The sequence below is a fragment of the Dactylosporangium sp. CA-139114 genome, from assembly GCF_050955725.1.
Classification (GTDB): domain Bacteria; phylum Actinomycetota; class Actinomycetes; order Mycobacteriales; family Micromonosporaceae; genus Dactylosporangium.
In genome coordinates this window covers 2,470,633-2,494,671 of sequence record NZ_CP192080.1, presented here as the reverse complement: position 1 = coordinate 2,494,671, position 24,039 = coordinate 2,470,633, and the positions used below count along the sequence as shown (strand labels likewise).

General features: G+C 71.8%; 22 protein-coding genes. 8 read left to right on the top strand and 14 right to left on the bottom strand.

Translation table 11 applies throughout. The annotated features are described in order from the left end of the window. Positions 1-39: 39 nt before the first annotated feature. The 7 genes from ACQP2P_RS11305 (at position 40) to ACQP2P_RS11275 (ending at position 7,730) form a co-directional block, all read left to right on the top strand. The gene (locus ACQP2P_RS11305) at positions 40-231 is read left to right on the top strand and encodes a hypothetical protein (protein WP_433615343.1); all 192 of its coding nucleotides are present in this window, start codon (positions 40-42) and stop codon (positions 229-231) included. A 148-nt stretch (positions 232-379) separates the two neighbouring features. After that, positions 380-733, top strand: coding sequence for a TadE/TadG family type IV pilus assembly protein (locus ACQP2P_RS11300; protein WP_433619097.1), 354 nt, complete (start codon positions 380-382; stop codon positions 731-733). Further along, the gene (locus ACQP2P_RS11295) at positions 730-1,227 is read left to right on the top strand and encodes a TadE/TadG family type IV pilus assembly protein (protein ID WP_433615341.1); all 498 of its coding nucleotides are present in this window, start codon (positions 730-732) and stop codon (positions 1,225-1,227) included. Before ACQP2P_RS11300 ends, ACQP2P_RS11295 begins: the two co-directional genes overlap by 4 nt. A 240-nt stretch (positions 1,228-1,467) precedes the next feature. Next, a complete protein-coding gene (locus ACQP2P_RS11290) occupies positions 1,468-1,833 on the top strand; it encodes a hypothetical protein (RefSeq protein ID WP_433619095.1) in 366 nt (121 codons plus the stop codon). Between the two features lie 44 nt (positions 1,834-1,877). Further along, positions 1,878-4,721 (top strand): BTAD domain-containing putative transcriptional regulator, encoded by a 2,844-nt coding sequence (locus tag ACQP2P_RS11285; protein WP_433615339.1) that lies wholly within the window; start codon positions 1,878-1,880, stop codon positions 4,719-4,721. Then, on the top strand, positions 4,718-5,596 hold the full coding sequence (locus ACQP2P_RS11280; RefSeq protein ID WP_433615337.1) for a DUF2637 domain-containing protein: 879 nt from the start codon (positions 4,718-4,720) through the stop codon (positions 5,594-5,596). The genes ACQP2P_RS11285 and ACQP2P_RS11280 overlap by 4 nt, the downstream gene beginning before the upstream one ends. Positions 5,597-6,338: 742 nt before the next feature. Beyond that, the gene (locus ACQP2P_RS11275) at positions 6,339-7,730 is read left to right on the top strand and encodes a hypothetical protein (RefSeq protein ID WP_433615336.1); all 1,392 of its coding nucleotides are present in this window, start codon (positions 6,339-6,341) and stop codon (positions 7,728-7,730) included. A 135-nt stretch (positions 7,731-7,865) separates the two neighbouring features. On the opposite strand, the gene ACQP2P_RS11270 is transcribed toward ACQP2P_RS11275, so the two are convergent. The 5 genes from ACQP2P_RS11270 to ACQP2P_RS11250 form a co-directional block, all read right to left on the bottom strand. Then, positions 7,866-8,525: a hypothetical protein gene (locus ACQP2P_RS11270; protein ID WP_433615334.1), complete on the bottom strand. Its 660-nt coding sequence runs from the start codon at positions 8,523-8,525 to the stop codon at positions 7,866-7,868. Between the two features lie 204 nt (positions 8,526-8,729). Continuing rightward, entirely contained in the window at positions 8,730-9,110 is a 381-nt protein-coding gene (locus tag ACQP2P_RS11265) for a hypothetical protein (RefSeq protein WP_433615332.1), read from the bottom strand. Continuing rightward, positions 9,107-9,328, bottom strand: coding sequence for a hypothetical protein (locus ACQP2P_RS11260; protein ID WP_433615331.1), 222 nt, complete (start codon positions 9,326-9,328; stop codon positions 9,107-9,109). Before ACQP2P_RS11260 ends, ACQP2P_RS11265 begins: the two co-directional genes overlap by 4 nt. Further along, complete coding sequence (locus ACQP2P_RS11255; RefSeq protein WP_433615329.1) at positions 9,325-9,732, bottom strand: hypothetical protein; 408 nt, start codon at positions 9,730-9,732, stop codon at positions 9,325-9,327. The genes ACQP2P_RS11260 and ACQP2P_RS11255 overlap by 4 nt, the downstream gene beginning before the upstream one ends. After that, complete coding sequence (locus ACQP2P_RS11250; protein ID WP_433615327.1) at positions 9,729-10,277, bottom strand: hypothetical protein; 549 nt, start codon at positions 10,275-10,277, stop codon at positions 9,729-9,731. The genes ACQP2P_RS11255 and ACQP2P_RS11250 overlap by 4 nt, the downstream gene beginning before the upstream one ends. Positions 10,278-11,120: 843 nt before the next feature. Between ACQP2P_RS11250 and ACQP2P_RS11245 the strand changes: the two genes are divergently transcribed. Further along, the gene (locus ACQP2P_RS11245; protein ID WP_433615326.1) at positions 11,121-11,696 is read left to right on the top strand and encodes a hypothetical protein; all 576 of its coding nucleotides are present in this window, start codon (positions 11,121-11,123) and stop codon (positions 11,694-11,696) included. A 168-nt stretch (positions 11,697-11,864) separates the two neighbouring features. Here the strand turns inward: ACQP2P_RS11245 and ACQP2P_RS11240 are convergent, their stop codons facing one another. The 9 genes from ACQP2P_RS11240 to ACQP2P_RS11200 all read right to left on the bottom strand — a co-directional run bounded on the left by ACQP2P_RS11240 (position 11,865) and on the right by ACQP2P_RS11200 (position 24,037). Then, entirely contained in the window at positions 11,865-12,404 is a 540-nt protein-coding gene (locus tag ACQP2P_RS11240; protein ID WP_433615324.1) for a hypothetical protein, read from the bottom strand. 89 nt (positions 12,405-12,493) lie between these two features. Next, positions 12,494-13,756, bottom strand: a complete 1,263-nt coding sequence (locus ACQP2P_RS11235; RefSeq protein ID WP_433615322.1) for a hypothetical protein — start codon at positions 13,754-13,756, stop codon at positions 12,494-12,496. 470 nt (positions 13,757-14,226) lie between these two features. Then, on the bottom strand, positions 14,227-15,270 hold the full coding sequence (locus ACQP2P_RS11230; RefSeq protein ID WP_433619094.1) for a C40 family peptidase: 1,044 nt from the start codon (positions 15,268-15,270) through the stop codon (positions 14,227-14,229). After that, the gene (locus ACQP2P_RS11225) at positions 15,258-16,073 is read right to left on the bottom strand and encodes a replication-relaxation family protein (RefSeq protein WP_433615320.1); all 816 of its coding nucleotides are present in this window, start codon (positions 16,071-16,073) and stop codon (positions 15,258-15,260) included. The genes ACQP2P_RS11230 and ACQP2P_RS11225 overlap by 13 nt, the downstream gene beginning before the upstream one ends. Before the next feature lie 62 nt (positions 16,074-16,135). Beyond that, the gene (locus ACQP2P_RS11220; RefSeq protein WP_433615319.1) at positions 16,136-17,740 is read right to left on the bottom strand and encodes a type IV secretory system conjugative DNA transfer family protein; all 1,605 of its coding nucleotides are present in this window, start codon (positions 17,738-17,740) and stop codon (positions 16,136-16,138) included. Beyond that, positions 17,737-19,119 carry a hypothetical protein gene (locus ACQP2P_RS11215; protein ID WP_433615317.1) on the bottom strand — a complete coding sequence of 461 codons (1,383 nt, stop codon included), beginning with the start codon at positions 19,117-19,119 and terminating at the stop codon, positions 17,737-17,739. The genes ACQP2P_RS11220 and ACQP2P_RS11215 overlap by 4 nt, the downstream gene beginning before the upstream one ends. 32 nt (positions 19,120-19,151) lie before the next feature. Continuing rightward, positions 19,152-20,918, bottom strand: a complete 1,767-nt coding sequence (locus tag ACQP2P_RS11210; RefSeq protein WP_433615315.1) for a VirB4 family type IV secretion system protein — start codon at positions 20,916-20,918, stop codon at positions 19,152-19,154. Next, positions 20,915-21,874: a PrgI family protein gene (locus tag ACQP2P_RS11205; protein WP_433615314.1), complete on the bottom strand. Its 960-nt coding sequence runs from the start codon at positions 21,872-21,874 to the stop codon at positions 20,915-20,917. Before ACQP2P_RS11205 ends, ACQP2P_RS11210 begins: the two co-directional genes overlap by 4 nt. Before the next feature lie 6 nt (positions 21,875-21,880). Next, the gene (locus ACQP2P_RS11200) at positions 21,881-24,037 is read right to left on the bottom strand and encodes a hypothetical protein (RefSeq protein WP_433615312.1); all 2,157 of its coding nucleotides are present in this window, start codon (positions 24,035-24,037) and stop codon (positions 21,881-21,883) included. Positions 24,038-24,039: the final 2 nt, after the last annotated feature.

Here is a 24,039-nt window from a genome sequence, read left to right as displayed (position 1 = left end):
GACGCCGTACCGGAACGAATAGAACAGGAGGCACCGTCCATGTCCGCACTCATGACCTACCTCGCCGCCGAACTGCGTCACCGCTGGAACGCGGTCCGCGCCACCAAGGACGGCGGCTACTCCACCGAGGCCGTGCTCGTCACCGCACTGCTGGTGACGCTCGCGATCGTGGTCATCGCCATCATCGCGATCAAAGTCACCGACAAGGCCAACGGCATCGACCTTGGCTGAACCCGTGCCCACGACAATTACGCCCCCGGGCCGCACCGTGCGCCGCTCATCCCGAGCGCTCGGCGCGGCCGGGTGGGTACGCGCCCGCTGGCAGCGCACAGCCGGTCGCCCGGACGCGGGTGCCGTGTCGGCCGAGCTGGTCGTAGCGATGCCGCTGCTGCTGCTCATCGTCATGTTCGTCATCCAGGCCGGCGTCTGGATGCACGCCACCCACGTCGCGCAGGCCGCCGCGACCCGCGCTGCCAACGCCGCCGCCGCGTACCAACGCAGTGCCGCCGACGGACAGAGCGCCGGCAGCGAAACCCTCGCCGCGATCGGCCACAGCGTGCTGAAGAACCCATCGGTATCGGCCACCCGCACCGCTACCGAGGTCCACGTCGAGGTCACGGGGACCGCCGCCACCGTCGTACCCGGCGTTCACTGGACCGTCCGGGCCGTCGTCGTCCGGCCGGTCGAGCGGTTCGTTCCAGATGTCGCGGCGGGAACGGGAGGGTCGCCATGAGCCCGAACCGCGTCCGCGCTGGTCTGGCTGGTCGGGTGCGACGGCTGACCGCCGCACCCGACGCCGGATCCAGCACCGCCGAGGTGGCGCTGGTCACGCCGCTGCTGGTCGCCGTGCTGCTGTTCGTCGTCCTCTGCGGGCGGCTGGTCTCGGCACAGATGGACCTCGACGCCGCCGCCAGCGCCGCAGCCCGCGCCGGGTCCATCGCCCGCACTGAGTCGACCGCTCGTGCCGACGCCGAACGCACTGCCCGCGACACCCTCGCCGCACGCGGCGTCACTTGCCAACAGGCCACCGTCAGCGTGTCCACCAGCAAGCTACGCCCAGGCGGCGCCGTCACCGTGACCGTCTCCTGCACTGTGCCGCTGTCCGACCTGGTGTTACTTGGTGTGCCCGGCAGCCGCACCGTCCAGGCGACGGCCACCTCACCGGTCGACACCTGGCGCGGCCAAGCGCTCGGCTGGGCCGCGCGAGCACCCGGCCCGCCCTCATGACGGATCCCCCCACAGCAGGTGGTCAACGGCACCGGGATCCGGCCCCGCCATTGAAGGGAGCAAACGATGCCATTTGCGGTTCCCGAAACGTCCGCCGCCACACCGGAGGCAAGTGCCACGGTGGACGCCGAAAAGCAGGAGGTCCGATGGGCACCGTCTAGGTGGGGCCTTGCCGAGTGGATTCGGCGACGCGCCGGCGGAGGTGATGCCGGACAGGTAACCCCTTTCGTGGTGCTGCTCATGGTGGCGTTGCTGGGAGTGGCCGGACTGGTCCTTGACGGGGGTCTTGCACTGGCGGCAAAGGTCCAGGCTCTCGACGTCGCGCAGGCCGCAGCGCGGGCCGGTGCACAGCAGCTCGACCTCATGCAGTACCGCACCACCAACGTCGCGGTGCTCGATTCCGTCCGCGCCAGCGCCGCAGCCCGCTCCTGGCTGGCCGCCGCCGGAGTCGATGGCGACGCCACCGCGACCACCACCACCGTGACGGTGACGGTCCGGCGTGCCAGCAACACCCAGCTCCTCCAGCTCGTCGGCGTCGATCAGCTCCATGTGTCGGCCACCGCGACCGCCACCGCGGTGCAAGGCGTCATCGCACCGAACCGGTAACCCGTCCTCCACCCGGCCACGACGACCCGAACGGATTGCCCGAAATGCTGCGAGTCCTCGCCATCGGTGGCCGGCTGCTGCGCGGCCTGGTCGCCCTCGCGGTCCTCGCTGGGTTCCTCGTCGCCGTCCCGTGGCTGCTAGTGCGGTTCATCGGCTGGCCCCTCGACTGGATCGGCTGGCCCCACCCGGGCACTTTCCCGAGCCTCGACGACGTCGCAGGCGCGCTCACAACCGCCTGGTACGACGACAAGATTCTCAGCCTGCTCGCCACGATCGGGTGGATCCTGTGGCTGCTGTTCTGCCGGGACGTGCTCGTGGAAGTCCTCGTGGCATCCGCCAACACATCCCGCCGCGGCCACCCGCACAAACTCGCCCCGAGTTCTGGGCGGCACGGGCCGATCCGTTGGATCGCCGCTGTCCTCGTCGGCGCGATCGTCGGCGCGGTCCTGCTCGACACGATGCGCGGCCTCGCCGGGGCCGCCACCCCGAGCGCCGCAGCCGCCGATGCCGCCGCTCGCCGCCCCGCCGTGGCCGTCGCCCCCGCCACGGCAGCGACCCCAGCCGCGCTCACGGTCACCACCCAGACCAACTCGGCCGCGCTCCAACCCGCATCGGCCGCCACCTCGATGCCCCTCCTCGCCGTGACCACCACCAGCGGCACCCCCGGCGCCGCCCCGGCCGGGGCCAGCAACGCCGCCGGCGGCGTGCACCACGTGGTCGCCGGGGACAACCTGTGGAACATCGCCAAGGCGAAACTCGGCGACCCGCACCGCTGGCGCGAGATCTACGTCCTCAACCGAGGCAAACCCCAGGCCAACGGCTACGCCCTTACCGACCCCGACGAGATCCACGTCGGGTGGGTCCTCGTCCTGCCCGCCCGCGACCAAACCGCCCCGGCCCCACCGGCACCCACCAGCACCACCACGGTCAACCCGAGCACCTCCGCCGCCTCGACGACCCCGGCCCCGAGCACCGCCACCACACCGAGCTCACCGGCAACCGCCGAGCCCACCGCCGCCTCCACCGGCGCGGCCGAGCCCGCGGCACCACACGGCACCCGGCAGACCGGCGTCACCATGCCGTCACAGGGCTGGATCAGTCTCGGCCTCGCCGCCACGATCGCCGCCGTCGCCGCGCTGCTGCGCCTGCACCGCCGCCGCCACGCCCGCCTCAACGTCCCGATCCCGATCTGGACCGGCCCGACCCGGCCGCCCGTCCCGCAGGAGCTGGCCCTCGCCGACGCCGCCGGCCGCCGCGACCTCGCATTGGAGACGGACCCCGAGCTGCCCGACGAACCGCGCCCGGCCGTCCGGCCCGCGCCGCCGGTCCGGCCCGCCCCGATCGGCGTGGACGCCTCCGGCGCCGAGGTGAGCCTGTTCGACCTGCCCGGCCCCGGCGTCGCCCTGCACGGACCGGGCGCCCAGGCCGCCGCGCGAGCCGTGCTCGCCAGCGCCCTCGCCACCGGCGTCGCCGACGCTCCGCCGATCCGGCCCGTCGTCGTCACCACCCCGGCCACCCTCGCCCGGCTGCTCCCGGACGGCGCCGAACCGACCGGCCTCGACCCACACGGCGTCACCTTCGACGGCGAACGGCTCATCGTCCTGGCCGACACCGACGCCGCCGTCACCCACGCCGAAGAAGAGATGATCGGCCGACGGCGCATCCTCGACACCATCGACTCGCCGACAATCGCCGACCTCAACGACCGCGACGACCACATCGAGCACCAGCCGCCCTACGTCCTGCTCCTCGACCACGACCCCCGCCACGCCGCCCGGATCGCGGCGGTCGGCGCACACCGGGCCGCCCTGCACCTGCACCCGGTCATCCTCGGCGACACCGACACCATGACTGGCCTCACCGTCGCCGCTGACGGCACCCTGCCCGACGGCGGCCGGATCGCCGCCCTCACCCCAACCGCCCTCGCCCAAATCCTCACCATGATCGCCGCCGTCGCCGCCCGCCCCGAACCCGGGATCAGCATCGACGAGCCCGAGAAACCTCGCGACCATGAGACCCGCGCCGCCGGCTACCCCGCCGAGACCGCTGACATGATCGAGGCGGCACCAGCCGCGGACCTCGAACCGGTGCCCGACCTGCCCACCGCGAGCAGTGATACGCCCGCACTCGTGCGGCTGACCGTCCTCGGCCCGGTCACGGTCAGCACGGAGGCTGGGCCGGTCACCAGCGGCATGCGCAGCGGCTCCTACGCCGCCCTCGCGCTGCTCGCCGCGTACCCGCACGGGCGCACGCTGCGCCAGATCGCCGCGGACCTGCTCCCCGACATCGACCCGGACGCCGCCGTCAAACGCGTCCGCACCGACATCTCCACCGCCCGCCGCATCCTGCGGGCTGCGAGCGGCAGCCCGGAGGCGAAGTTCATCGTCTACGACCCCGCCGCCACCCGGTACCGGCTCGACCCCGACACCATCGAGGTCGACCTGTGGCGGATGCTCGCCGCCATCGGCCGCGCCAATACCGCTTCCGACGACACCACCGCCCTCGCCGCGCTGCGCGAAGCCGCCGACCTCTACGGCGGGGACTTCGCCGACGGCCAGGACCGGGCCTGGGTCACCGACTACGCCACCACCCACCGCCACCAAATCCTGGGCGTGTACGCCCGCATCGCCGAACTCCTCGAAGCCGACCAGCCCGACGCCGCCGTCGCCGCCCTCGAAACCGCCCTCCGGTACGACCCGGTCAACGAGGAGCTGTACCAGCGCATCATGCGCATCCACGGACGCCAACACCGGCCCGACGCCGTCCGGCGCACCCTTCGCCGCCTCGAAAACCAGCTCGCCGAACTCGGCGACGCCGAACCCTCCGAAGCCACCCGCCGCCTCGCCGAACGCCAACTCCGGCCCGTCACCGCTGGAGCGCGCCCGTGACCCTGGCCCGGCTGCGCCGCATGCAATGGATCCTGCGGGCCGCGCTCGCCTTCGCCCTCCTCATCAGCATGGCGACCAACGTCCTACACGCCGAACACGACCCCATCGCCCAAGCCGTCGCAGGCTGGTCGCCTCTCGCGCTGTTCGTGGCGATCGAGGTCATGATGCGCGTGCCGATCCAATCCGCCGTCCGCGCCGGGCTGCGCATCGTCGCCACCGCCTCCATCGCGGGCATCGCCGCCTGGACCAGCTATTGGCACATGGTGGGCGTCGTCGCCCGCTACGAGCACGGCGCCGTGCCCTACCTGCTACCCGTCAGCATCGACGGACTCATCGTCGTGCTGTCCGTCTCACTGTTCGACGTCGCGAGCCAACTCCGCGAACACCTCGACGCCGCATCGCCGGCCGCCGGCGAGGCACCTACGGCGCACGAGACCATCAACACCACCGAGTCCGCGCCCGACCTGCAGGCGGCATTACCTGCCCCCGTCACCGCAATCGACGTCAGGATTCCCGTCGACGTCATACCAGACGACGAGGTCCCAAGCCCCGGCCCAGCCGACGACGAGGACCAGGAACACGAGCGTGATCACGACGCAGTCGTCCGCCATGACGACGACGCCGCCACCAGCGAAGATGCCGAACCGGACGGCCGGCCGGACCTTGCCGCCGACCTCGTGCCATTGCTGCAGGCCGCGCGTGCGGCCCGAGATGAATTGCTCGACGAAGGCGCGACGGTGAGCCGTGACGCCCTCGCCGCGCGGCTGAGGCGCAACGGCACCCCCATCCGCAACAACCGCGCCTCCGAACTGCTTGCCGCACTGAAGGCGGAAGCCGGGGCGGCCAACGGATCGCGGCCGAAAGCATCCGTGTAGTAGCCTGCCCCAGCGGACGGCGCGCCCGGCTGGGCGGCCTACACGTCATGCGCTTTAGCGATGTCGCGCCATTGCATGGCCGGGTCGCGGTGTCGTCCGGCTTCCTCGTCGGCTTGCCAGAGTTCCCGAGGTTATTACCGGCAGCGTTGCCGGAGTTGCGGGGTGGCCAGAGAGCAATTGACGGCCGTTCGGGCACTCCGCTCCTGGTGGCTGTTCGTGGTCCATGCCGATCTTCGATCGGCCAGATGTCCTCCTATCGCGAACTGGCTTCAAATGAGGTCACGTCGAAGTTACAGTGGTCAGTGCATGACGTGCGCCGATGACCAGATCGGCGGCAGCGACATACCGTCGGGGAGGTCGTGTGGCTGGGACCTTGGCGTACGAACTACGTGCTGCCCACACTTTTCAAAGGCGTTTCGATAGTGACGAACTTGCGGAAGCGGTGGGCGACTGCCATCTTTACATAATCTCTAGGCGGCCCGCCGTTAGAATTGTAAAACAGTCAGTAAGGGCTTTCCCGGAAGAGATTCGGTTCGATGCATCTGTCCAAAGTTTGGATGGATCTCGCGCCGAGGAATTCCGGTTGCCGATCCCGGGAAGGCCATACGCGAGCGATTTTCGAGTCCATGATGACGGGGCTTACTTCTCCTTTCGCCGCGGCTCCGTCATGCTCCATGGAGATTCTTGGGCGCTAGCTTCATTATGCCGCCTTGTCCGTGGGGACATCGCCCGTCATGAGGTAATGTACATTGGCAAGGCGTTCGGTCAGGCTGGAGATAGCAACGCCTGGCAGCGCACGAGACGGCATGAAACTCTTCAGCGAATTTATGAGGATCATGTTGGCGGGCCGGACATCTTCGTTACGCCATTGCGTATACACCGGGCGGACTTGCACAATGTCGATCATATTGATGACGACGACCCGGGTTTCAGTCTCGCGCCGGACACACTCAACTACTTCCGGGATCCTTTTACCGGGCACCCAACAGTGCATGCTGTCGATCTTATCGAACATGCCTTGATTGCGTATTTTGTACCACCCTACAATGATAAGCTCGTGGAATGGCGATCCGACCAGCCAACAAAGCCGATGCGCCAGATGCGAAGCTTCGGTATTCGCTTACTGCATATTCATCTAAATGGCGCGGGCGGACTGGCCAGATTTCAATCACGACAAGCGTCCCGCGCAACGCGAAGTCATCTCATTCTCCACGACCTGCCACCTGAGCCACGTCGGCCGGTGTTGCGGGGGATTGGTGCCGCTCGTACCGCTTCATGGCGAGCGAAGATGGTCAACGTTGACGACCCCGAGCCGGTTCTTTCCGCAGGGGAGCGAGCGGAATTTGCCTTGAATGTATTCGGCGGCCGCGCACCTCGCGTGCGGAGGCCAGCGGCCGTGGACATTGAGGCCATCGAAGATGAATACGCTCGAATGGACCGCCTTCGACAAGACCTTCAGATGCTACCCAAGGGGGAGATCCCACCACCGGATCAATTGTTTAACGAACCAGACGGAACCGTTCTGATCGGCCAGTCAATCTACGGTGAGCCGGTAACGTGGCAACTGTTTGACGTCGAAGGCTATCCGCGCAACGGGATTATTATTGGACCGGCGGGGTACGGAAAAAGTAACAGCCTCAATATTGTGTCACTTGGCGCCCTGCAGACCGGCCGACTGCTTTTGTGGGCCGCTGATGGGTACCAACGACATCTCGAAACGATGCGCGCTTGGTACCGGGCACGCGAAGCAGGCTGTCTCACGATCGATTGGCTAGCCTGCGATCTTGAGGAGGTGCACCGTCAGCTGGTCGCAGCGTGTGCCATAATTGAGCACCGAAGCGCCAGCGGCTCGTCTCCCCCAGACCGTGATAATGCGGGCATCCTGCTCACCATCGAGGACGCTCACAAAGTTTTCAACACCATGCCCACGCTAACGCATCTGGCCGAGCGGGTGGCTGTCGATGGGCCGGCAAATGGTGTGTGCCTCGTTGTCACGAGTCCGGACGGCAATATTGCCAGATTCGGCGGCAGTGCCACGCTAAGGAGGGCTCTCGGCTCTGCCAACCGAATCATCCTCGGCGAGGAAGACGCACTGCTGGCCGCCGAGGATTTCGATGAAGAAATTGACCACTGAACAGCTAAACAGATCGAACGCCGAGCCGGGCCGCGCGTACGTCGGGGCGTTTGACCACGCCGCAGGCCGCCACAAGGGCCGGACGAAGACGGCGGCTCGTAGCTGGGCCGGGCTACGGCCGGTCCGGACGTGGCCTTACGTGGCGTGCTCGTGGACCCCACGGGCGACTGCGATTAGGCGCTGCGCGGTGCGCTCGGATACGCCGAGCTGGCCGGCCAGCTCGGCGCCCAGGCCGCGGTCGCCTCGTCCGGCGGCGTGGGCGGCGTCGAGCAGGGCGACGGCGGCGGCGAGGCGCGGGTCGTCGGCGTACGCGTGGGTCTTGCGTGGGCCGGTGGTGGTGCCGGGGGTGCGGCCGGTGGACTGGCGGCCGATGCGGGCGTCGGCGATGCCCCATACGGTGCGTCGGTACCAGCGGCGCCGCAGTCGTCCGTCGGACAGCGTCTCGGTGTCGTCGGCGCAGTCGAGCAGTTCGTCAGGGAGGTTGCGGTACGAGCGGTACCGCAGGATTTTCGCGGCGGTGCCGGAGCCGACGAGTTCCCAGGGGTCGCCGCTGCGGTCGATCTCGGTCAGAACGGCGAGTTTGGCCTCTCGGTGGGCGACCTGGAAGGTCCGGATGTCGTCGAGCCAGAACCATTCGCGGCCTGCCTCGTCGGTGAATCCGTCAGGGAACCCGGTGACGTTGCGGTGTCGGTGCCAATGGTTGACGGTGCTACGCGCCGCGCTGGTGTACGCCGCGACGCCGTCACGGTCGAGTGCGACGCGGCGGCCGATCCTGCGTCGAGTCACGTTGGCCATTGTCCCTGAACCTCGTCCCGGGCGTCTTTGCCGACGCCGGCCGTGCGGTGCGTCTCCACGCATGGAGCGGGCCGGTACCATCGCGGTACCGGCCCGGAGAAGAAGCGGCTCATGGTGTCGTGGGTGGCTTCGGGTGGGTGAGGTGGCTGGTCGGGGTTTGCGCGCACCCTCGGGTGTGTCCCACCGGCCACCGTCCCGATCGTGTCAGGCCGTGTGCTGCCCCACGATGCGCCAGCACACCGCCGCCATGGTGGCGATCGGCAGCGCGACGAGTTTCGCCCGTCCGGTCTCTCCGGCCGCCTCGTACACGGTGAGGATCGCGTTCGCGGTGCTCATGTCGAGCACGATGCCGTCGACTTTGCGCCACGCGCCACCGCGGGCCTCCCGCAGGATCGAGATGATGTCCGGGCTGCCGCTGGCCGCGTCATCGGGCATGGCCTCGATCTCGGCGAGAACCGGGCACTCCGGGCAGGTGACCTCGTGCGGGTCTTCGGTGACCCGGGTCAATGGCGCATCCTGCGCGTCGCAGACTGGTCTGGGGCCGTGGGCGGCCTTGGCGTGGATGTAGCTCGGGTGCTGGGTCACTGTTCGACCTCCGGCCGTGCACCGGCGGACTCGTCCGCGTCGCCGTCCCCGGCCAGTTGCGCCCGGATGAAGCCGAGGACTCGTGCTTCGTGTGCGGCGCACACGTAGTACAGCGGGAAGTCGTCGAGCAGGACCCGACGAGTCGCGAGCTCCATGCACTGGTCGCACGCGGTGCCGCCGGTCATGGGCTCGATCCGGACGCGTGCCATGCCGGTCACGAGGGCACCTCGTCCGTCTCGTTGCCGCCGGTCGGCGGATCGAGGTTCGCCGGGTCGAGGGTGAGGCCGAGCCGGGCCTCGGCGACGCCCAGGAGCGCCATGAGCAGGTCGATGATGTCGCCACTGAGCCGCCCGTCGTAGTCGTGCGCGATGCGGCAAGCGTCGCGCAGCGTCCGGCACGTGTCGGTGACAGCGGCGACGAGGGCGGCGTGATCGTCGGCGCGGGTGCACGCCACCACGGCCTCGGGCCGGTAGGTGCGTTCCTCGCCGGTGGCGAACCGGAGGCGGATGCCACCGATGTAGGTGGTGTGTGGGTTGGGGTAGATGATGTCGGTGACGGTGCCGAGGCGGTGCTCGACCGCGTCGCGGGGTCGGCGGACGCGGGCAGTCTCGTGCGGGTTCATCGGCTGCTCCGTATGGTCGAGGTGCCTGGGGTGGCCGGCGGTCTCGAGGTGGCCACCTCGTCAGGGTCGAGGCGTTGCGCGGTGTCGCCGGGCCGCGGGATAAAGGCCGGGGGGATGAAGGGTGCGTGCGCGGCGATCGGCGGCAGCGCGTCGGCGACTTTGCCGCCGATGCGGTCGATGGCGGTCGCGGCGTACGCGGTGAGGTGCGCGCCGACGGTGAGGGCCTGCCCGGCGGTGAGCCGGACGAGTACCGGCCGTTGCTGTTCGTCGCGGGCGCGGAGGATGACCTCGCCGGTCTGGGTGGGCTGGACCGGCAGGAACGTCTCGACCGCCGCCTCGGCGGTAAAGGCGTTGTCCAGCGTTGCGTTGAGCTTGTCGTACAGCGCGCGTGCGGCCTCGTCCCAGTACCGCAGGAAGCTAAGGTGCCGTGCCCGCATCTGCGGGTCGTCGGTGGCCTCGGCCATCGCTTGAGCGACCTCAGCCTTGCCGTGGGCGGTGTACAGCTCGGTGACGAGGCGCATGATGTCGGCGCTGTCCGCGCCCACCGTCTCGCGTGGTGGAACGGGCTGCGGTGCTGGAGATGGTTGAGGCGCGGGCGGTGCCGTGGCCGGTGATGCGGGCCGGTTGGGTGCGCCGGGAACCGGGTGGCCCGTTGACCCGTTGGCCGGGCGTTGGGGGCCGCCGGGCTGCGGTGGGCGCGCCGGGGGTAGGGACGCGGGCGGTCGCCGGTCAACCGTGGCGATGCCGATCGCGGCGGGGCGGTGGTTGCCCTGGTGTCGTCCCCACGATCGGGGCAGGAATCGGCGCATGTCAGACCCCCGCCCGATCGGGGCCGGTAGCCGGGTAAGCGGGTCGCGGCGGCCCGGCGGATGCGCGGGCCGCCCAGCCGCCGCATGGCGCGGCGGGCGTCGGGGTGGTTGCCATGGTGGGCATGTCCTTTCCTGGGACGCCGGTCGGGTGGGGCGGCACCGCCGGGGGTTTGCGGTCCCGGCGGCGCCGTCACAAACAATGTTTCCGACCTCTACGGGGCGATCAAGGCCCCCGCCCGGAGGTCGCTTCCAGGGCGCCGGCGGCTCGGTGTGATTGCCAGCGATAGATGGCGGTTACCAGCGATAGATGGCGGGACGGCGCTGCCGGCATCTCGCCGGCTCTCTTGACGTGAGCCTTGACAGTTGGAACCTGGTCGCGGGAGTTGAATCGGCCCTTGGTTAGCGATCTCGCGAACCGGCGCCAGCCAACACCCCCGCCCAGGCTGGTCAGACGCTCGTGTATGCCTGGTTGACATGCGACACACGACGACCGTCTCGACCGAGCCCAGCAGGGCAGTCGAAGTGGACGCCGTCGGTCACTATCGTTCTCGGATAATCGATCGGCGGGGAGGCCAAGAAGTGCAGGCGGGCGACTGGGCAACATGGGCAAGCGCGGCGATCGCGATTTTCGCCGCCGTCGTATCGGTTCGTGGAGCAGCAAGCGCGAAACGCTCGGCGCACGCGGACGAGCAGATGCTCCATGACCAGCGTAAACCGGACTTTAAAGTCCTCGTGGAGGATCGGGACGGCGATAGCCGCGGCCTGAACGGTACGCCCGTTGTGATGCTCCAACTCCTCGCCCCGCAGACCCTCGATCGAATCGAGGTTGAGCTCCGCACCCCAGACGTCCAGTTCGCCGCAGGCTCGGCTGAGGCCGAGGCCGACGGCCCGCGACGCCTCGCAACGTTCGCCGAAACGATGCGAGTGGGCGACGAGGCACGTCGGGAGATCAGGTTTCCCGAGCCGGTGTTCGATCCCGAGGATGGGCCGGATCCCGCGCCACTCCCGCCGGTCGATACGGTCCAACTGGTCGTCCACGCCTCCGCGGGCAAGGCCCGATGGGACGTGCTCTTGAACGCGCCCGTCGAGGCCATACGCAAAAACCGCAGACACCAACGCGAATGGATCGAACTCCATCGCCAGTTGCACCGGTAGCCGCAGGACCCGACCGGCCTTACCGCTAGGTTCGCAAGATCCTCAGTATCCCAAGGGACCATCCTGCTCTGGGCAGGTACTCGCTTCGCTCCAGGCCGCTGCGCCCTCACGGTCCAACACTCCTCCCGTGACGGTGAGGGCCGGTCGCCCCGGTCGGGGCGAGCCAGCTCACGCCGGGCCGCCGCTCACGTCGACGATCTCGATGTCCAGGTGTCGGCGCAGCTCGGCGCGGGCCTGCGTCCACCCGGCCCAGGTGAGCCGCCGCCGGATGGTGTCGAGTCCCGCACCGATCATCACCGTCTCCTGAATGTCGGCCGATGCCTCGTCGGCGAAGACGGCGACCATGTCACCGCCCGCCACCAGGTACACGACCTCAGGCGGTGTCGGGGCGGGCGCCTCGGGGCAGGGTGCCGGGTCGGCGGTGGCCGGTGACGTGGTGTCGGGTGCGGTCGACCGGGACGCCGCGACCGGCTCGGCCGGTTGCGACCCGCCCGGGTGCGCCGGGACGGGGCACAATGGGGTCCCGTCGTGGTGGGAATGCCCGGGGCGGGCGGCGGACCCGTCGAGGGGCCATTCGGTCGGCGGTACCGCGCGGGCCGGTTCCCCGCATTCGGGGCAGACCAGCCCCGGGGGTTCGGTGTGCGGGTCGGCCGGGGCCGCGCCGGTCTGGCCGGTGCTGACGGGCCGGTGGGATGGTGTCGTGGTCATGGCATGCCTCCGGTTCGGTTCAGGGGGGGACGGCCGTACACATGCGGCCGGGGCCGGGCGTGGTGCCCAGCCCCGGCAGCGGGGGTTGCTTACGCGGCGACCGGCACGGCGGGCGCGTCGGCGGTGTCCGCACTCTCGGCGGTGTCCGCGTCGGTGGTGGCGTCGGTGGCCGGGGCTGCCGTGGTCGCCTCGGTCGTGTCCGCGTCCTCGGTGGTCGCGTCGTCGGTGTTCGCGTCGGCCGTCGCCGTGTCGCTGGCCGGGGCGGTCGTGACCGGGACGGTCATGTGGGCCGCGACCTCGGCTGACGGGGCCGGGAGGTTGGGCAGGGTCTCGAACATGACCGGCGAGTCGCTGACCCGGGTGACCACGTGCGACAGCTTTTCCATGGCGTTGTTCACTGCGCCGGGGCTGCGGCCGAGCTCACGCCCGACGGTGCCGGGGGTGACCGGGTGGCCGGGGCCGAGGGTGCGCATGAACGCCTCGACCATGTTGCGCAGCTCGTTCTTGCCGAGCCGGGTCGACCCGTCGCTGTTGACGTCGGCGCGCACGGCACGCGGCGCGGGCGCGCGGCTGGCCAGGGGCTGGCGCCCCAGCGCGTACGCGCGGCGGATCGGGCTGGCGTGCCCGCACGCGTGGCACGTGACGTGCGTCGGGGCGTTGTCCGGGTCCACCGCGCCGAGGTCGCCGTCGCCGGTCAGAAACCACAGCTCCGGGCCGTCGTCGTCGCTGTGCCGTTCGGCCACGCCCACGGCCTCCATCGCGATGAGGACGTTGTCACCGACGCCGGTGGCGAGGCCGCTTTCGGTGATCGCCTCGGCGGCGCTCACGCCGTCCGGGTGCGATTCGAGTACCCCGGCCATGAGCAGCACCCGCAGATTGGGCTTACGCGCCGGGGCCGGGGTCGGCGCCTCGTCGTCCGCGTTCTCGTCGGCCGTGGTGTCGTCGGCCGTGGTGCCGTCCGCGTCCGGGGCGGGGGTGGCGTCGGCGGGGGCGGTGTCCTCGGTCGCGTCCGGGGCGGCGGGGGCGGCGGTGGTGGTGGTGTCGGGGGCGGGCATGGTGGTCTCCTCGTCGGTGGGGGTGGTCGTGGTGTCGTCGGCCGGGGTCGCGTTGGGGGTGGTGTCGCCGGTCGCGGGGTGCCAGAGGTCGGCGGGCTTGCGGTTGCCGTTGGCCGGGCCGGGGCGGCGGGTCGCGGTGCCGTCGTTCTCCATCGCGGTCAGGGTCTTGCTGGCGGTGGAGGCGCCGATCCCGGCGGCGGCGGCGAGGTCTTTCACGGTGATGCCGTCGGGGTGGTCGGCCAGGACGCGGGCGACGGCGTCGGCGGTGGTGGTCGTTTCGGTGGTGGGTGCGGACATGGCGAATTACCTCCGTACGGAAATGGATGGTTTGGCGATTCCGCGTTGCGCGTCGCGCATGTGTTTGGTGCGGTTCCGCCGGGCGTTTGTTGTTGCCCACGTCCATGGACGCTCCGTACGTTGGGATTGTCAACCCCGCTGTTCATGACTCTTTTCGGGAACCTGTTTTCGGTGTCCCCAACACCTCGACGCCGGGTCGCCTATGACAGGGCATAGCGATTGCCGGGGCTGTGCGCGCCGCTGGCGCACGCACCGGCAATGCTGGTCACTGCCGCGCCGGGCGTGTGCGCTACGGCCCTCGTACGGGCGCGGCTCGTTCGCGACCGACGCGGCACGCGCCCGGCAACCGACCGTGCGCCGGTAGCGCCGGACCCCGTCAAAACAGTGGCGAACGTCACTTCATTGGAATCGCGACCGGCCGCAATTCGGGGGCGCCATTCGAACCGCCTCCGAATGTCTCGGAAAGAGCTTTACGGGCTCGGCACGATGCGTCGTATTGCTGCTATCTGAGAAAACCACCCGGATAGTTTGCTGATCTTGACGTAGTCGCCTGTTTTCGGTGCTTGCACAATCAGCCCGGACCCGATGTACATCCCGACGTGGCCGGGGTCTGTGCGGGTGCCGTCGCTGCCCGGGATGAGGATCAGGTCACCGGGGCGGAGGTAGTCGGTGCCGGGGACGAGGGTGCCCGCGTGGACCTGTTCGTGGGTGGTGCGCGGGATGACGATCCCGGCCGCCCGGTACGCCTGTTGCATCAGCGAGGAACAGTCGCACTGATGTTGCGGGTTGCCCGAGTGCGGGGTGGTGCAATCGCCGCCGTAGGTGTACGGCGTGCCCAACTGTGCCAGTGCCCACCGAATCGCGGTCACGACCGGCGGCGGCGTGTCGGCCGGGAGGCTGAACCCTGCCGGTAGCACCCCGGTGACGTCGGGTGGGAGGCCGTCGCCGCCGTCGCAGACGATGCCGCCGGTGTAGGCGGCGACGATGGCGGCGGCCCGCGCCTCGTGTTTGGCGTACGCGTCGGGGTAGGCGCTGTGTTGCACCGCTTGTGCTGCCTCGGTGAGCGGCAGGGTCTGCCAGCGGGGCACCCGGTTGAGGGCCTGGTAGAACCTCGTCGACGCGTAGTCGGGGTTCATGATCTGTTCGGGGGTGCCCCAGCCTTTCGACGGGCGTTGTTGGAACAGCCCCAACGAGTCGGTGTCGTTGCGGTCCCCGAGGTGCCCCATGTTGATCAGGTCGGACTCCTGGAGGGCGGTGGCGACGGCGATCACCCACCCGCGCGGCGGGATGGTGAGGCGCTGGCCTACGGCCACGATCACGGCGGCGTTGCCTGCCTGTTCGGGGGTGAGCCCGGCGGGTGGCGTGCCGGGCGTGGACACGGTGGCGTGACATCCGGTGGCGCCGCCGTTGTCGCCGCCGCCGAACAGCGCCACGACCGCCCCGGCCGCCGCCGCGACGATGACGATCAGCAGCGCCACCACGCCGGTCACGGCCATCGAGATCAGGCGTCCCATGCGGCACCGTCCCCGGTCGTCGCCGGAAGGTCGGCCAGGCTGACCCGGGCCGGGTCGCCGGGGCAGCGCCACACGGCCCCGGCGGGGCCCCCATGGGCGGCGGCGTGGTCGTCGGCGCCGGTCGCCACCCGCACCCCGTCCGGGATGCCGGTGCGCGCCCACATGGCGTGGAGGTTGGCCTCGCGGGCGGCGGTGGGCAGCCAGAACACCACCGGGTAGGCGCGGCGGGGTCCGAGGGCGGCGTAGCCGGTCAGCTTGTCCGCGACCCGGGGTAGTGGTTCGGTGCCGAGGTCCATCTCGAGCCAGAACGGCACCGCCCGACCGCCTACCACCCACACGCCGTGCCCGTCCGGGCGGACGAGGTTGCCGGTCGCGTCGCGGCAGCGTTGTTCGTTCCACCACCGGCCGAGCCGCGCCTCGGGCCGGGTCCGGGCGGCACCGGTCAGCGCGACGAACAACCCGTTCGTCGCGAGGAGGTGGTTCAACCGAGGGGACATCGCCAATCGGGCCGTGGCGTCGCGTACGGCGGCGGGGCGGGGCATCGCCTCGCCTCGTGCGGCGGCGACGATGGCGGCGCCGACCGGGCCGAGGGTCCACCGCCAGGACTGCGACCCGGGCCGGTGGAAGTGCCGGAACCGGTCGAGGATGTCCCGGCCGTGCAGGGTGTTGAGCCGGTTGCGGGCACGGCCGACGGACCCGAACGCGAGGGTGACGAGGTGCTCGGTGGTGAAGGTCTGGTGCTGGTCGAGCAGGTCCAGGAGGAGCCGGTCTCGGGGGGTGACTCGGGCGAGTTCGCCGGCCACGATGGACGCCGTGAGGCGGGTGCTGCTGACAGCTTGGCTACCGCTAGGAGTGATAGTCCTTATCAGTCGGTTCCGGTCCACCAGTCCTCCTCTCCATCGTCGAGCAGCAGGGATGACGTGTTCATGGGCGAGGGTTCCGGCGAGTGTTCGCGGTCGTTGGAGTCCTCGTTGGACCGCTCGTTAGAACCCTCTAGTGAGCTCGCGCCCTGAACAGCGAAGGTGTTCCGGCCGACCAGCGGCGCCTCGCCGCCGCGGCCGGCGCCCGCGTCAGGCCCCGGCTCAACCGGGGTAGTGGCCGCGTCGCCGAGCAGTCCTCGGCGGGCGGCGATCGGCAGGCCGGTGTGTTCCCGGGCGAGGCGGCGCAGCTCGGCGGCTCGGCCGCGGATCGGCTTCGGCGGGGCGATGGTGTCGGCGGTGACCGGTGGAGCGACCCGGCCGCCGGCCACCGGGCGGAGCACGACTTCGTAGCCGCCGAGCCGCATCAGGTCGCCCTGGTCGAGGTACGGGCGGACGTGGTGGGCCTGGTCGACGGCGTCGCGCGGAGCGAGCGCGAAGTACACCTTGTTGCGGGCGTTGGCGTCGATCGCCTCGGCCATCTCCCCGGACAGCTGGCCCAGGTACTGATGGGCCAGCACGAAACTGGTGTGCAGGCCGCGCGCTTCGGCGAGGGCATCGTCGATGCCGATCGGCAGGTGCAGGAAGTTGTGGCATTCATCGAGGACCACCGCGCAGTCGAGCCGATCGGCCTCGGGGATGCGGGCACGGGCCGCGGTGGCCTGCCACAACCCGGCGAGGAGCAGCGACCCGATGAGGCGGGTGCCGTCCTCACCGATGACGCCTTTCGGCAGCCGGGCCAGCATGACCCCGCCGTCGAGCACGTCGGCGAACCGGAACGTCGTGGACGGCACCCCGAACAGCCCAGCGGCGAGGGGGTGCGCGAGGACCAGGCGCAGCCGGGACAGCAGCGGCGCGACGAGCCCGGCCCGCTGCCCGGCGGGCATGCCGTCGAAGCCTTCCCAGAACTCGCCCAGGGTGTTGCCCTCCCACGCCCCCAGGCTGCCGATGACCGCCCGCACCCGCCCGGCCCGCCACTTGGCGTCGGACAGCAGCCGCGGCAGCTGCGCCAGGGTGGAGCCGGGCAGGTGGGCGAGGGTGAGCAGGGCGTGATAGCAGATGTCGGCGGTGCGGTGTCCCCACCAGCGGGCCCACACCTTCGACATGACGGAGGTGACGTTCGCGGCCACGTCGTGCGCGGTGCCGCCGTGCACCTGCGGGTCGAGGAGGTTCATCGCCGGTGGGGCGGCGCGCTCGTCCGGGTCGACGATGACGAGCCGATCCCCGCACGCCGCGGGCAGCACGTCGAGGAGATCGCGGATGAGGTCGCCTTTGGCCGGGTCGAACGCGGCCACGCCCCGCCCGGCCTCGACATCGTCGAGGATCATCCGCAGCAACAGGCTGGTTTTGCCGGTGCCCGTCGGCCCGCACACGTGCAGGTGGTGGCGGCAGTCGGCGAGGGAGATCCCGACTCGGACGGCGGGACCGGCGTTGGCGACGCCGATCACCTTCCCGGCGAGGCCGCGCCGCTGCGCCGGCGGGACGAGGTTCAGCCGCCGGTGCTCGCCCCCGTGCTGCGGGGCGGAGCTCGCGGCGTTGCGGGCGGCCGTCACGGCGCGCTCCACACGACCGGCGGCTCCTGCGTCTCGCCCGGGTCGGCTGGCCCCATCCTGGGGCTGGGTGCCGGGCGGCGGCTCGGCCGGGCCGCGGCCGGGGCCGGTCCCGCGGTGAACACTTCGCGGCTGGCCGGGCGGCGCCGGGAGGCGGCGGCGGGCAGGCCGTGGGCGGAGGGTTCGGCGGGCAGCCCGGCCAGGGCGGCGGTCTCCTCGACGGAGGCGAGCGTCATCGCCGAGGCAGGGACCCACCGCCAAGTTGCGGCCGAGCGGGCTCGGCGGAGCCGGCGGCGGGTGAAGTGCGCCGAGAGCAGTCCGAACCCGGAGGTGATGTCGGCGGCGGCGGCCCGCGCCGCCGCGACGGTCGGCCCGGTCGTGGTGGCGTGCACCGCGACGAGCAGGTGCGGGGCGGCGGCCAGCTTGCCCCGCGCCTGCCGGGCCAGCTCGTTGAGGTACGGGTCGGATCGGCTGCCGGTCTGTTTGCGGGTGCTCGGGCCGGGCGTGACAAGGTTGAGGACGCCGATGATCAGCGCCCGCAGCCCGTCGGCGAGGAGGCCGATCGTCCGGGAGGCGCCGGTGCGGGGGCGGCGGGCACGGCCGGGGTTGATGGTGGCGCGGCGCAGCGCGGCGACCCGGCGGGCGGGGGCGCGGGTGACGTGGACCTGCAGGAGTCCGCCGCCGGTGCGCCCGGCGGCGGCGAGCCCGTCGTACACGGCCCGCAGCCGGTCCTCCTCCGGCGCCACACCAGCCGCCTCCCACCGCTGCCCTCGGCCGGGCGCCGGGTCGTCGACCAGCGGCAGCCACTCCGGTTGCGTGGCCTGCACGGCGACCGCGACGACCGGCACGCCGGGGGCGAAGCCGGGCGCGCGGGTCTGCTCGGCTCGGGCGCCGGGCCACGCCCGTTGCAGCAGCCGGAGCACGGCGGTCGGGTTGACGCCGGGCGGCAGCCACAGCCCGCACCGCATCCCGTCCGGGGTGGCGTGGACCTCCCAGACCAGGCGAGGGGGCCGCCACGCCCAGCCGCTCGAGGCGGGCAGCGCGGTGGCGAGCAGCCGCCACAGGCCGACCGTCGCGGCGGGCGTGGCCGACACCGGCGGGACGATCTCCAGCCAGCAGGCGCGGGCGGCGTGGCGGCGCCACACCGCCCGCCGCCACCACGCCCACCCGAGCCGGGCCGCGATCAGCAGCACGAGCCCGGCGAGGAGTTCGGCCCAGTGGGCGCGGATGAACAGGGACACGGTGGCCGGGGCGTTGTCGGCCCAGGTGCCGCACATGAGGCGCCCGAGTACCGAGCCGGGGACGCCGTCATGTCCGGGAACGCAGGTGGACGGGGCCGGGGTCGCCGCGGCCGGGCTCGGGGTGTGCAGAGTCAGATGCATGGGGAACTCCATCGGGGTGGCGTGGGCCTCGGTCAGCGGCGGCCGGCGGCCGGGCCGGTGACGATGAGCTGGTGTTCCACCTCGGACGCGAGGCTGTGGAAGGCGACCCGGCTGTTGCCGCACGCCAGGAGCGCGTCGCCGCGGGCCGCGGACAGCAGGAACGCCCGCTCGCCGTCGGTCAGGTCGAACGCCTCGCTCACGGCGTCAATGGCCTGCGCCGCCTGCCGCAGCAGCACCTGCGTCGCCGAGTTGCTGATGACGGCGCGGCCGATCTCGGTGCCGAGCACGTCGGCGGCGTCCTGGGTGACGACCGTCAGCCCGGCCCCGTACTTGCGGGCGGACTTCGCGAGGCGGAACAGGAACTTGGCGCCGAGCCCGGCGCGCAGCATCAGCCACGCCTCATCGACCAGCACCATCCGCCGCACGTCCGGCGAGGCCGCGTTGGCGACCTTGCGCCAGATCGCATCGAGGGTCAGCAGCGTGCCGACCGGCTTCAGCTCGTCGGGAAGGTCCTTGATCGCGTACACCACGAGGTGCCCCTCGGGCACGGTGGTGGTCGGCCCGTCGAACAGCCCGGCGAAGGAGCCGGCCACGTACGGGTGCAGCCGGGCGGCGAGGGTCTTCCCGGCCTCGCCGATGTCGGCCAGGGCGTGGGCGACGTCGGCGAGCAGCGGCGGCGGGCGCCGCCACGTGCGCGGGTCGGTCGTGATGCCCTTCGCCCGGTACGCGGCGAGCACGGCCGCGTCGAGGACCGGCACCTCAAGCGGGTCGAGCGCGGCGCTGGCGTTGTCGCCCGCAGTGAGGACAGCGACGAACGTCTGCATGAACAGCGTCCGCCGGAACAGCGCGTCATCGCCGTCCGCCGCCGACAAATCGAGGGGGTTGATCCGCACGCCGGGGGCGCCGGGCCGGATGATCGTCCCGCCGACCGCTTCGGCGAGGCGGATGTACTCGTCCTCGGGGTCGATGACGAACGCCTCCACCCCCAGGTAGAGGTTGCGCAGCAGGTCCAGCTTGGCCAGGTACGACTTGCCCTCGCCGGAGCGGGCGAGGATGACGGCGTTGAAGTTCGACTGCGCCCACCGGTCCCAGACCACCACCCCGGCCGAGGCCAGGTTGAGCCCGTACAGCACGCCCATCCCGGTGTCCCCGGCCGTCATCGGCAGGTCCGGACTGGTAAACGGGAACGACGCGGCGAGGGCGTCGGTGTCGAACACCCGGCGCATGCCGAGCGCGTCGACCGCGAGGGGCAAGCTGGTGATCCAGCCCTGCAACTGCCGCCACGTCACCGGGGCCACGTCGAGCAGCAGCGACGAGGCCAGGCCACGGACCTCGGCCACCCGGTCGGCCAGATCCTCCGGGTCGGCGCCGTGCACGGTCAGGTACAGGCCGAGCCGGAACAGCCGGGCCTCACCGCGGGCGACCCGGGCGGCGAGGTCGGCGGCGTCCGCCGCGGCCGCGTCGAGCTCGGGGTCGTCGAGGCGGCCCTTGCCGGCGTCGGACCGCCGCGACGACTCAAGTCGGCCGCGCTGCTTGCGCAGCTGCCCGGACGCCACGACCGGCGGGACGGGTTCGATGTGCAGGGCGACGTCGACCCGGCCCGGGTAGGCGAGGATCGGCTCCAGCCACCCGGCGCCGACCTCCGCCGGGTAGCCGGTCACGGCCAGGGTCGCGGTGTAGTCGTCGCCGACGCGGACCGATCGGCCGCCAACCTCGACGACGTCGGGGCTACCCGGCAGGACGCCAGGGCTCCCGGCCGCGGTGGTCGCCGAGCGGCGGCGGGTGCGGAGCAGGTTCATGCGAGGTCACCGTCTTCCAGATCACCCGGCGGCTCGGCCGCCGGGTTTGCGGCCTCGGCGATCCACCCGGTTCTCGGGGCGGCCGGGTCGAGACAGGCGGCGAGCGCTGCCTGGGCGTCGTAGCCGTCCAGCACGGCCGCGGCGACCTCGCACCCGGCCAGGGCGCGGACGGCCTCCCGGGCCTGGTGGGCGGTATGGGTCGGGCCGCGCCGTCCGCGCACGGCGACGGTGACCTGCCGGTGCAGCAGCTCCCGCTGGGCGGCGAGGTCATCGAGGAACGCGACGTGCGAACGGGCCGCCTCTTCCAGGGCCGGGTGCGGCAGGCCGGGGGCGCGGTGCTCGATGCGGTCGGCGACGTGGGTCAGGTCGACCCGCTGCGCCCGCACGAGGATCTGCGTCGGCCCGGCCAGGCTGTTCAACCAGCGGGCGAACCCGGCGACCAGGCCGTTCTGCTCGCCGGGTGAGCGCAGCCCGAACGCCACCGTCGACGCGGACACCAACGCCGTGGTGCCGTCCGGGCCGAGGTCGATCAGCCCCTCGGCGGTGATGCCCTTCGCGGGCAGCCGCAGCGGCGCCGGGAGCGGCACCTTGTCGCCGGGCCCGGTCGTGGTGGCCACCCACGGCGGCGCGGCGCGGATCGGCTCGTCGGCCGGGACGAGCCGGTGCGGCGCCTTGCGGTGCCGGATCGCGGCCAGGAGCCAGCCGTCGAGGCTCACCCCGTCGCGGCGGCCGACCGCAAGGAAGAACGCCGCCCCACCGACCGGGATCGACCCGGCGATGAAATACAACGGGTTGACCACGGTCGCGAGCGCCGACCACACCGTGTAGAGGACCAGGGCCGTCACAGCCAGGATGACGACCTGACGCAGGGTCAGACCGAACACGATCCGGTCAGCCCGCTCCACGTCTGCGGGCACACGCGCGCGCAGCGGCTCGTCAGGGGTACGACGGGGCATCGGTGATCACGCCTTTCGGGGACGGCGACGGGCCGGGCGGACGGGCGGCGGCGGAGTGTCGGGGACGGCCGCGTCCGGGACGGGACGCGGGGACGGCGGCAGGAAGGTCACCGCGGGCGGCGGGGACGGTCGGGCGGTCGGGGACGAACCGGCCGCCGGGGACGGCCGGGGGGCCGGGACGGGACGGGGCGCGGGGACGGGCCGGGGCGCCGGGGACGGGACGGCCGGGGGCACCGGCCGCGACGGACGAGCGGCCGGAGTCGGCGCCCGGCTCGTGGCCGTCGGCCGGGGCGCCTGCGCGGCGGTGGCGCGCTTCGCCGCCGTCGGCCGCGGCCGAGGCGGTGTGGACGGCGCCGCCGAGAACGCCGGCGTGACCGGCGCGGGAGGCCGCTTCGGCGCGGTCTGCGCCTTCGGCGCCGCCGAGAACGCGACCGCCGGCGCCCTGGTAGAGGCCCCTCCCACACCCGGCGTGGCCGTGCCGGACGTCGATGGGCTCGACGCCGCGGTGCTCGGTGCGTGGCTGAACGGTGCCACGCTCGGCGGCGGCGCAGCCGACGGCGCCGAGCTCGTCGCGGCCGGGGTGCTCGGTCCTGCCGAGAACACGGCGGGCGGGGCGGCGTGGGTCGGGGCGGGGCCGGGGGTGCTCGGTGGGGCGGCGTTGCTGAACGCCGGGGCGGCCGTCGTCCCGGCGGGCTGCGCGAGGGGCGTGTGGGTCACCGGGGCGTGGCTGAACGCGGCCGGTCCCGCCGTGGCCGGGGACGGGCGCCGCCGGGGCGGGACGGGACGGGGCGCCCGCGCGGGACCGCCGGGGCGGGGACGGGGCGCCGTCCCCGCCCCACGGCGGGCGGCCGTCCCCGCGAGGCCGCCCGCCGCCTTCGCGCCGCCGAGGATGCCGGCCGCCGCGCCGAGCGTCTTGATCGTCAGGATGGTGGAGACGATCTGCCCAAGCAGGCCCCGGCCCCGCGACTGGCCGAGCGGGCCGAGGATGAACATCTTCATCCAGCCGGGCAGCTTGATCTGGACCCACAGCATCGTGAGACACACCAGGATGCCCAGCCAGCTGCTCCCGCTGGCAGGGATACCGAGCCACGGCGCGATGTCCGTGCCGTTCGGGGTCAGGAACACCCGGACCGTGGCCAACATGACCACCGCCTGCGCGACCTGCATGCCGAGGCAGGCCCCGAACGCCCGCCACCAGGTGTAGGCGAGGCCCTCGGTCTGGGGGGTGGCGTGGCAGACCAGCGCGAGCGGCGAGATGCCGACCAGCAGGATCATCCCAGCCACTCGCAGGATGAAGGTCAGCACGACGATGATCGCCATGACGAGCGCGGCGAGGATCAGCAGCGACACCATGATGTTGCTGCCGCTCTGGATGTTCTGGATGGCCTGCTGGATCGCGGTCGCGGCGGCCGGGCCGTCGACACCTTGACCGGCGATCGCGGCCGTGAGGGCGTTGACCGCCTTCAGGATCTCGGCGATCAGGACGAAGGATATGTTCGCGCCGACCCCGCCGATCACCAGGCGCGGCAGGATCTGCTTCAGGCCGTGCCGGGTCTGCAGGGTCTCGTGGGATGTCACGACGAATCCGCCGATGACCACGAACAGCACGAAGACCGCGTTCGCGATTACGAGGCAGGTCGTCCAGATGGCCTTGACCTGCGCGTTGTTCGTCAGATCGGGCGTGGAGAGGATCGTCTCGCCGAGGGTCTGCATCACCGGGGCCATGCCGGTGCTGACCATCCAGCTGAAGAAGTCGTTGATCGCTTTGCGGATCTGGCCCGGGATGTCGTACCAGGCCGGATCGTCGTCGGTCGTGGTCGCGGGCGGCGGGCTCGGGTTGCCGCCGGGCGATGGGTTCGGGTTTGGTGTCGGGTTGGGGTTGGGGGTCGGGTTGCCGGTCGGCGGCGGCCCGATCGGGGTGGGAGTCGGGTTCGGGCCGGGGTTGGTCGTCGGGTTCGGGCTCGGGCGGCTGCCCGGGTCCGGGATGGCGGTCGGCGACGGCGCAACCGTGGCGCCCGGGCCGGGCATCGGGGACGGGTCGGCCATCGCCGGGCCGGTCGTGGTGAGGGCGATCGCTGCGGCCAGACCGGCGCCGAGCAGCAGTGCGAGGGCCAGCCGGGCGAGGCGGAACGTGCCCCGCCCGGCGTGCGTCGGGGAGGTCATGG

Bases quoted from the DNA above. Each gene is read 5' to 3' on its own strand.
- ACQP2P_RS11305 (WP_433615343.1), top strand. From the start codon at position 40: ATGTCCGCACTCATGACCTACCTCGCCGCCGAACTGCGTCACCGCTGG.
- ACQP2P_RS11300 (WP_433619097.1), top strand. From the start codon at position 380: ATGCCGCTGCTGCTGCTCATCGTCATGTTCGTCATCCAGGCCGGCGTC.
- ACQP2P_RS11295 (WP_433615341.1), top strand. From the start codon at position 730: ATGAGCCCGAACCGCGTCCGCGCTGGTCTGGCTGGTCGGGTGCGACGG.
- ACQP2P_RS11290 (WP_433619095.1), top strand. From the start codon at position 1,468: ATGGTGGCGTTGCTGGGAGTGGCCGGACTGGTCCTTGACGGGGGTCTT.
- ACQP2P_RS11285 (WP_433615339.1), top strand. From the start codon at position 1,878: ATGCTGCGAGTCCTCGCCATCGGTGGCCGGCTGCTGCGCGGCCTGGTC.
- ACQP2P_RS11275 (WP_433615336.1), top strand. From the start codon at position 6,339: ATGTACATTGGCAAGGCGTTCGGTCAGGCTGGAGATAGCAACGCCTGG.
- ACQP2P_RS11270 (WP_433615334.1), bottom strand. From the start codon at position 8,525: ATGGCCAACGTGACTCGACGCAGGATCGGCCGCCGCGTCGCACTCGAC.
- ACQP2P_RS11255 (WP_433615329.1), bottom strand. From the start codon at position 9,732: ATGAACCCGCACGAGACTGCCCGCGTCCGCCGACCCCGCGACGCGGTC.
- ACQP2P_RS11240 (WP_433615324.1), bottom strand. From the start codon at position 12,404: ATGACCACGACACCATCCCACCGGCCCGTCAGCACCGGCCAGACCGGC.
- ACQP2P_RS11235 (WP_433615322.1), bottom strand. From the start codon at position 13,756: ATGTCCGCACCCACCACCGAAACGACCACCACCGCCGACGCCGTCGCC.
- ACQP2P_RS11230 (WP_433619094.1), bottom strand. From the start codon at position 15,270: ATGGGACGCCTGATCTCGATGGCCGTGACCGGCGTGGTGGCGCTGCTG.
- ACQP2P_RS11215 (WP_433615317.1), bottom strand. From the start codon at position 19,119: ATGCATCTGACTCTGCACACCCCGAGCCCGGCCGCGGCGACCCCGGCC.
- ACQP2P_RS11210 (WP_433615315.1), bottom strand. From the start codon at position 20,918: ATGAACCTGCTCCGCACCCGCCGCCGCTCGGCGACCACCGCGGCCGGG.
- ACQP2P_RS11205 (WP_433615314.1), bottom strand. From the start codon at position 21,874: ATGCCCCGTCGTACCCCTGACGAGCCGCTGCGCGCGCGTGTGCCCGCA.
- ACQP2P_RS11200 (WP_433615312.1), bottom strand. From the start codon at position 24,037: ATGACCTCCCCGACGCACGCCGGGCGGGGCACGTTCCGCCTCGCCCGG.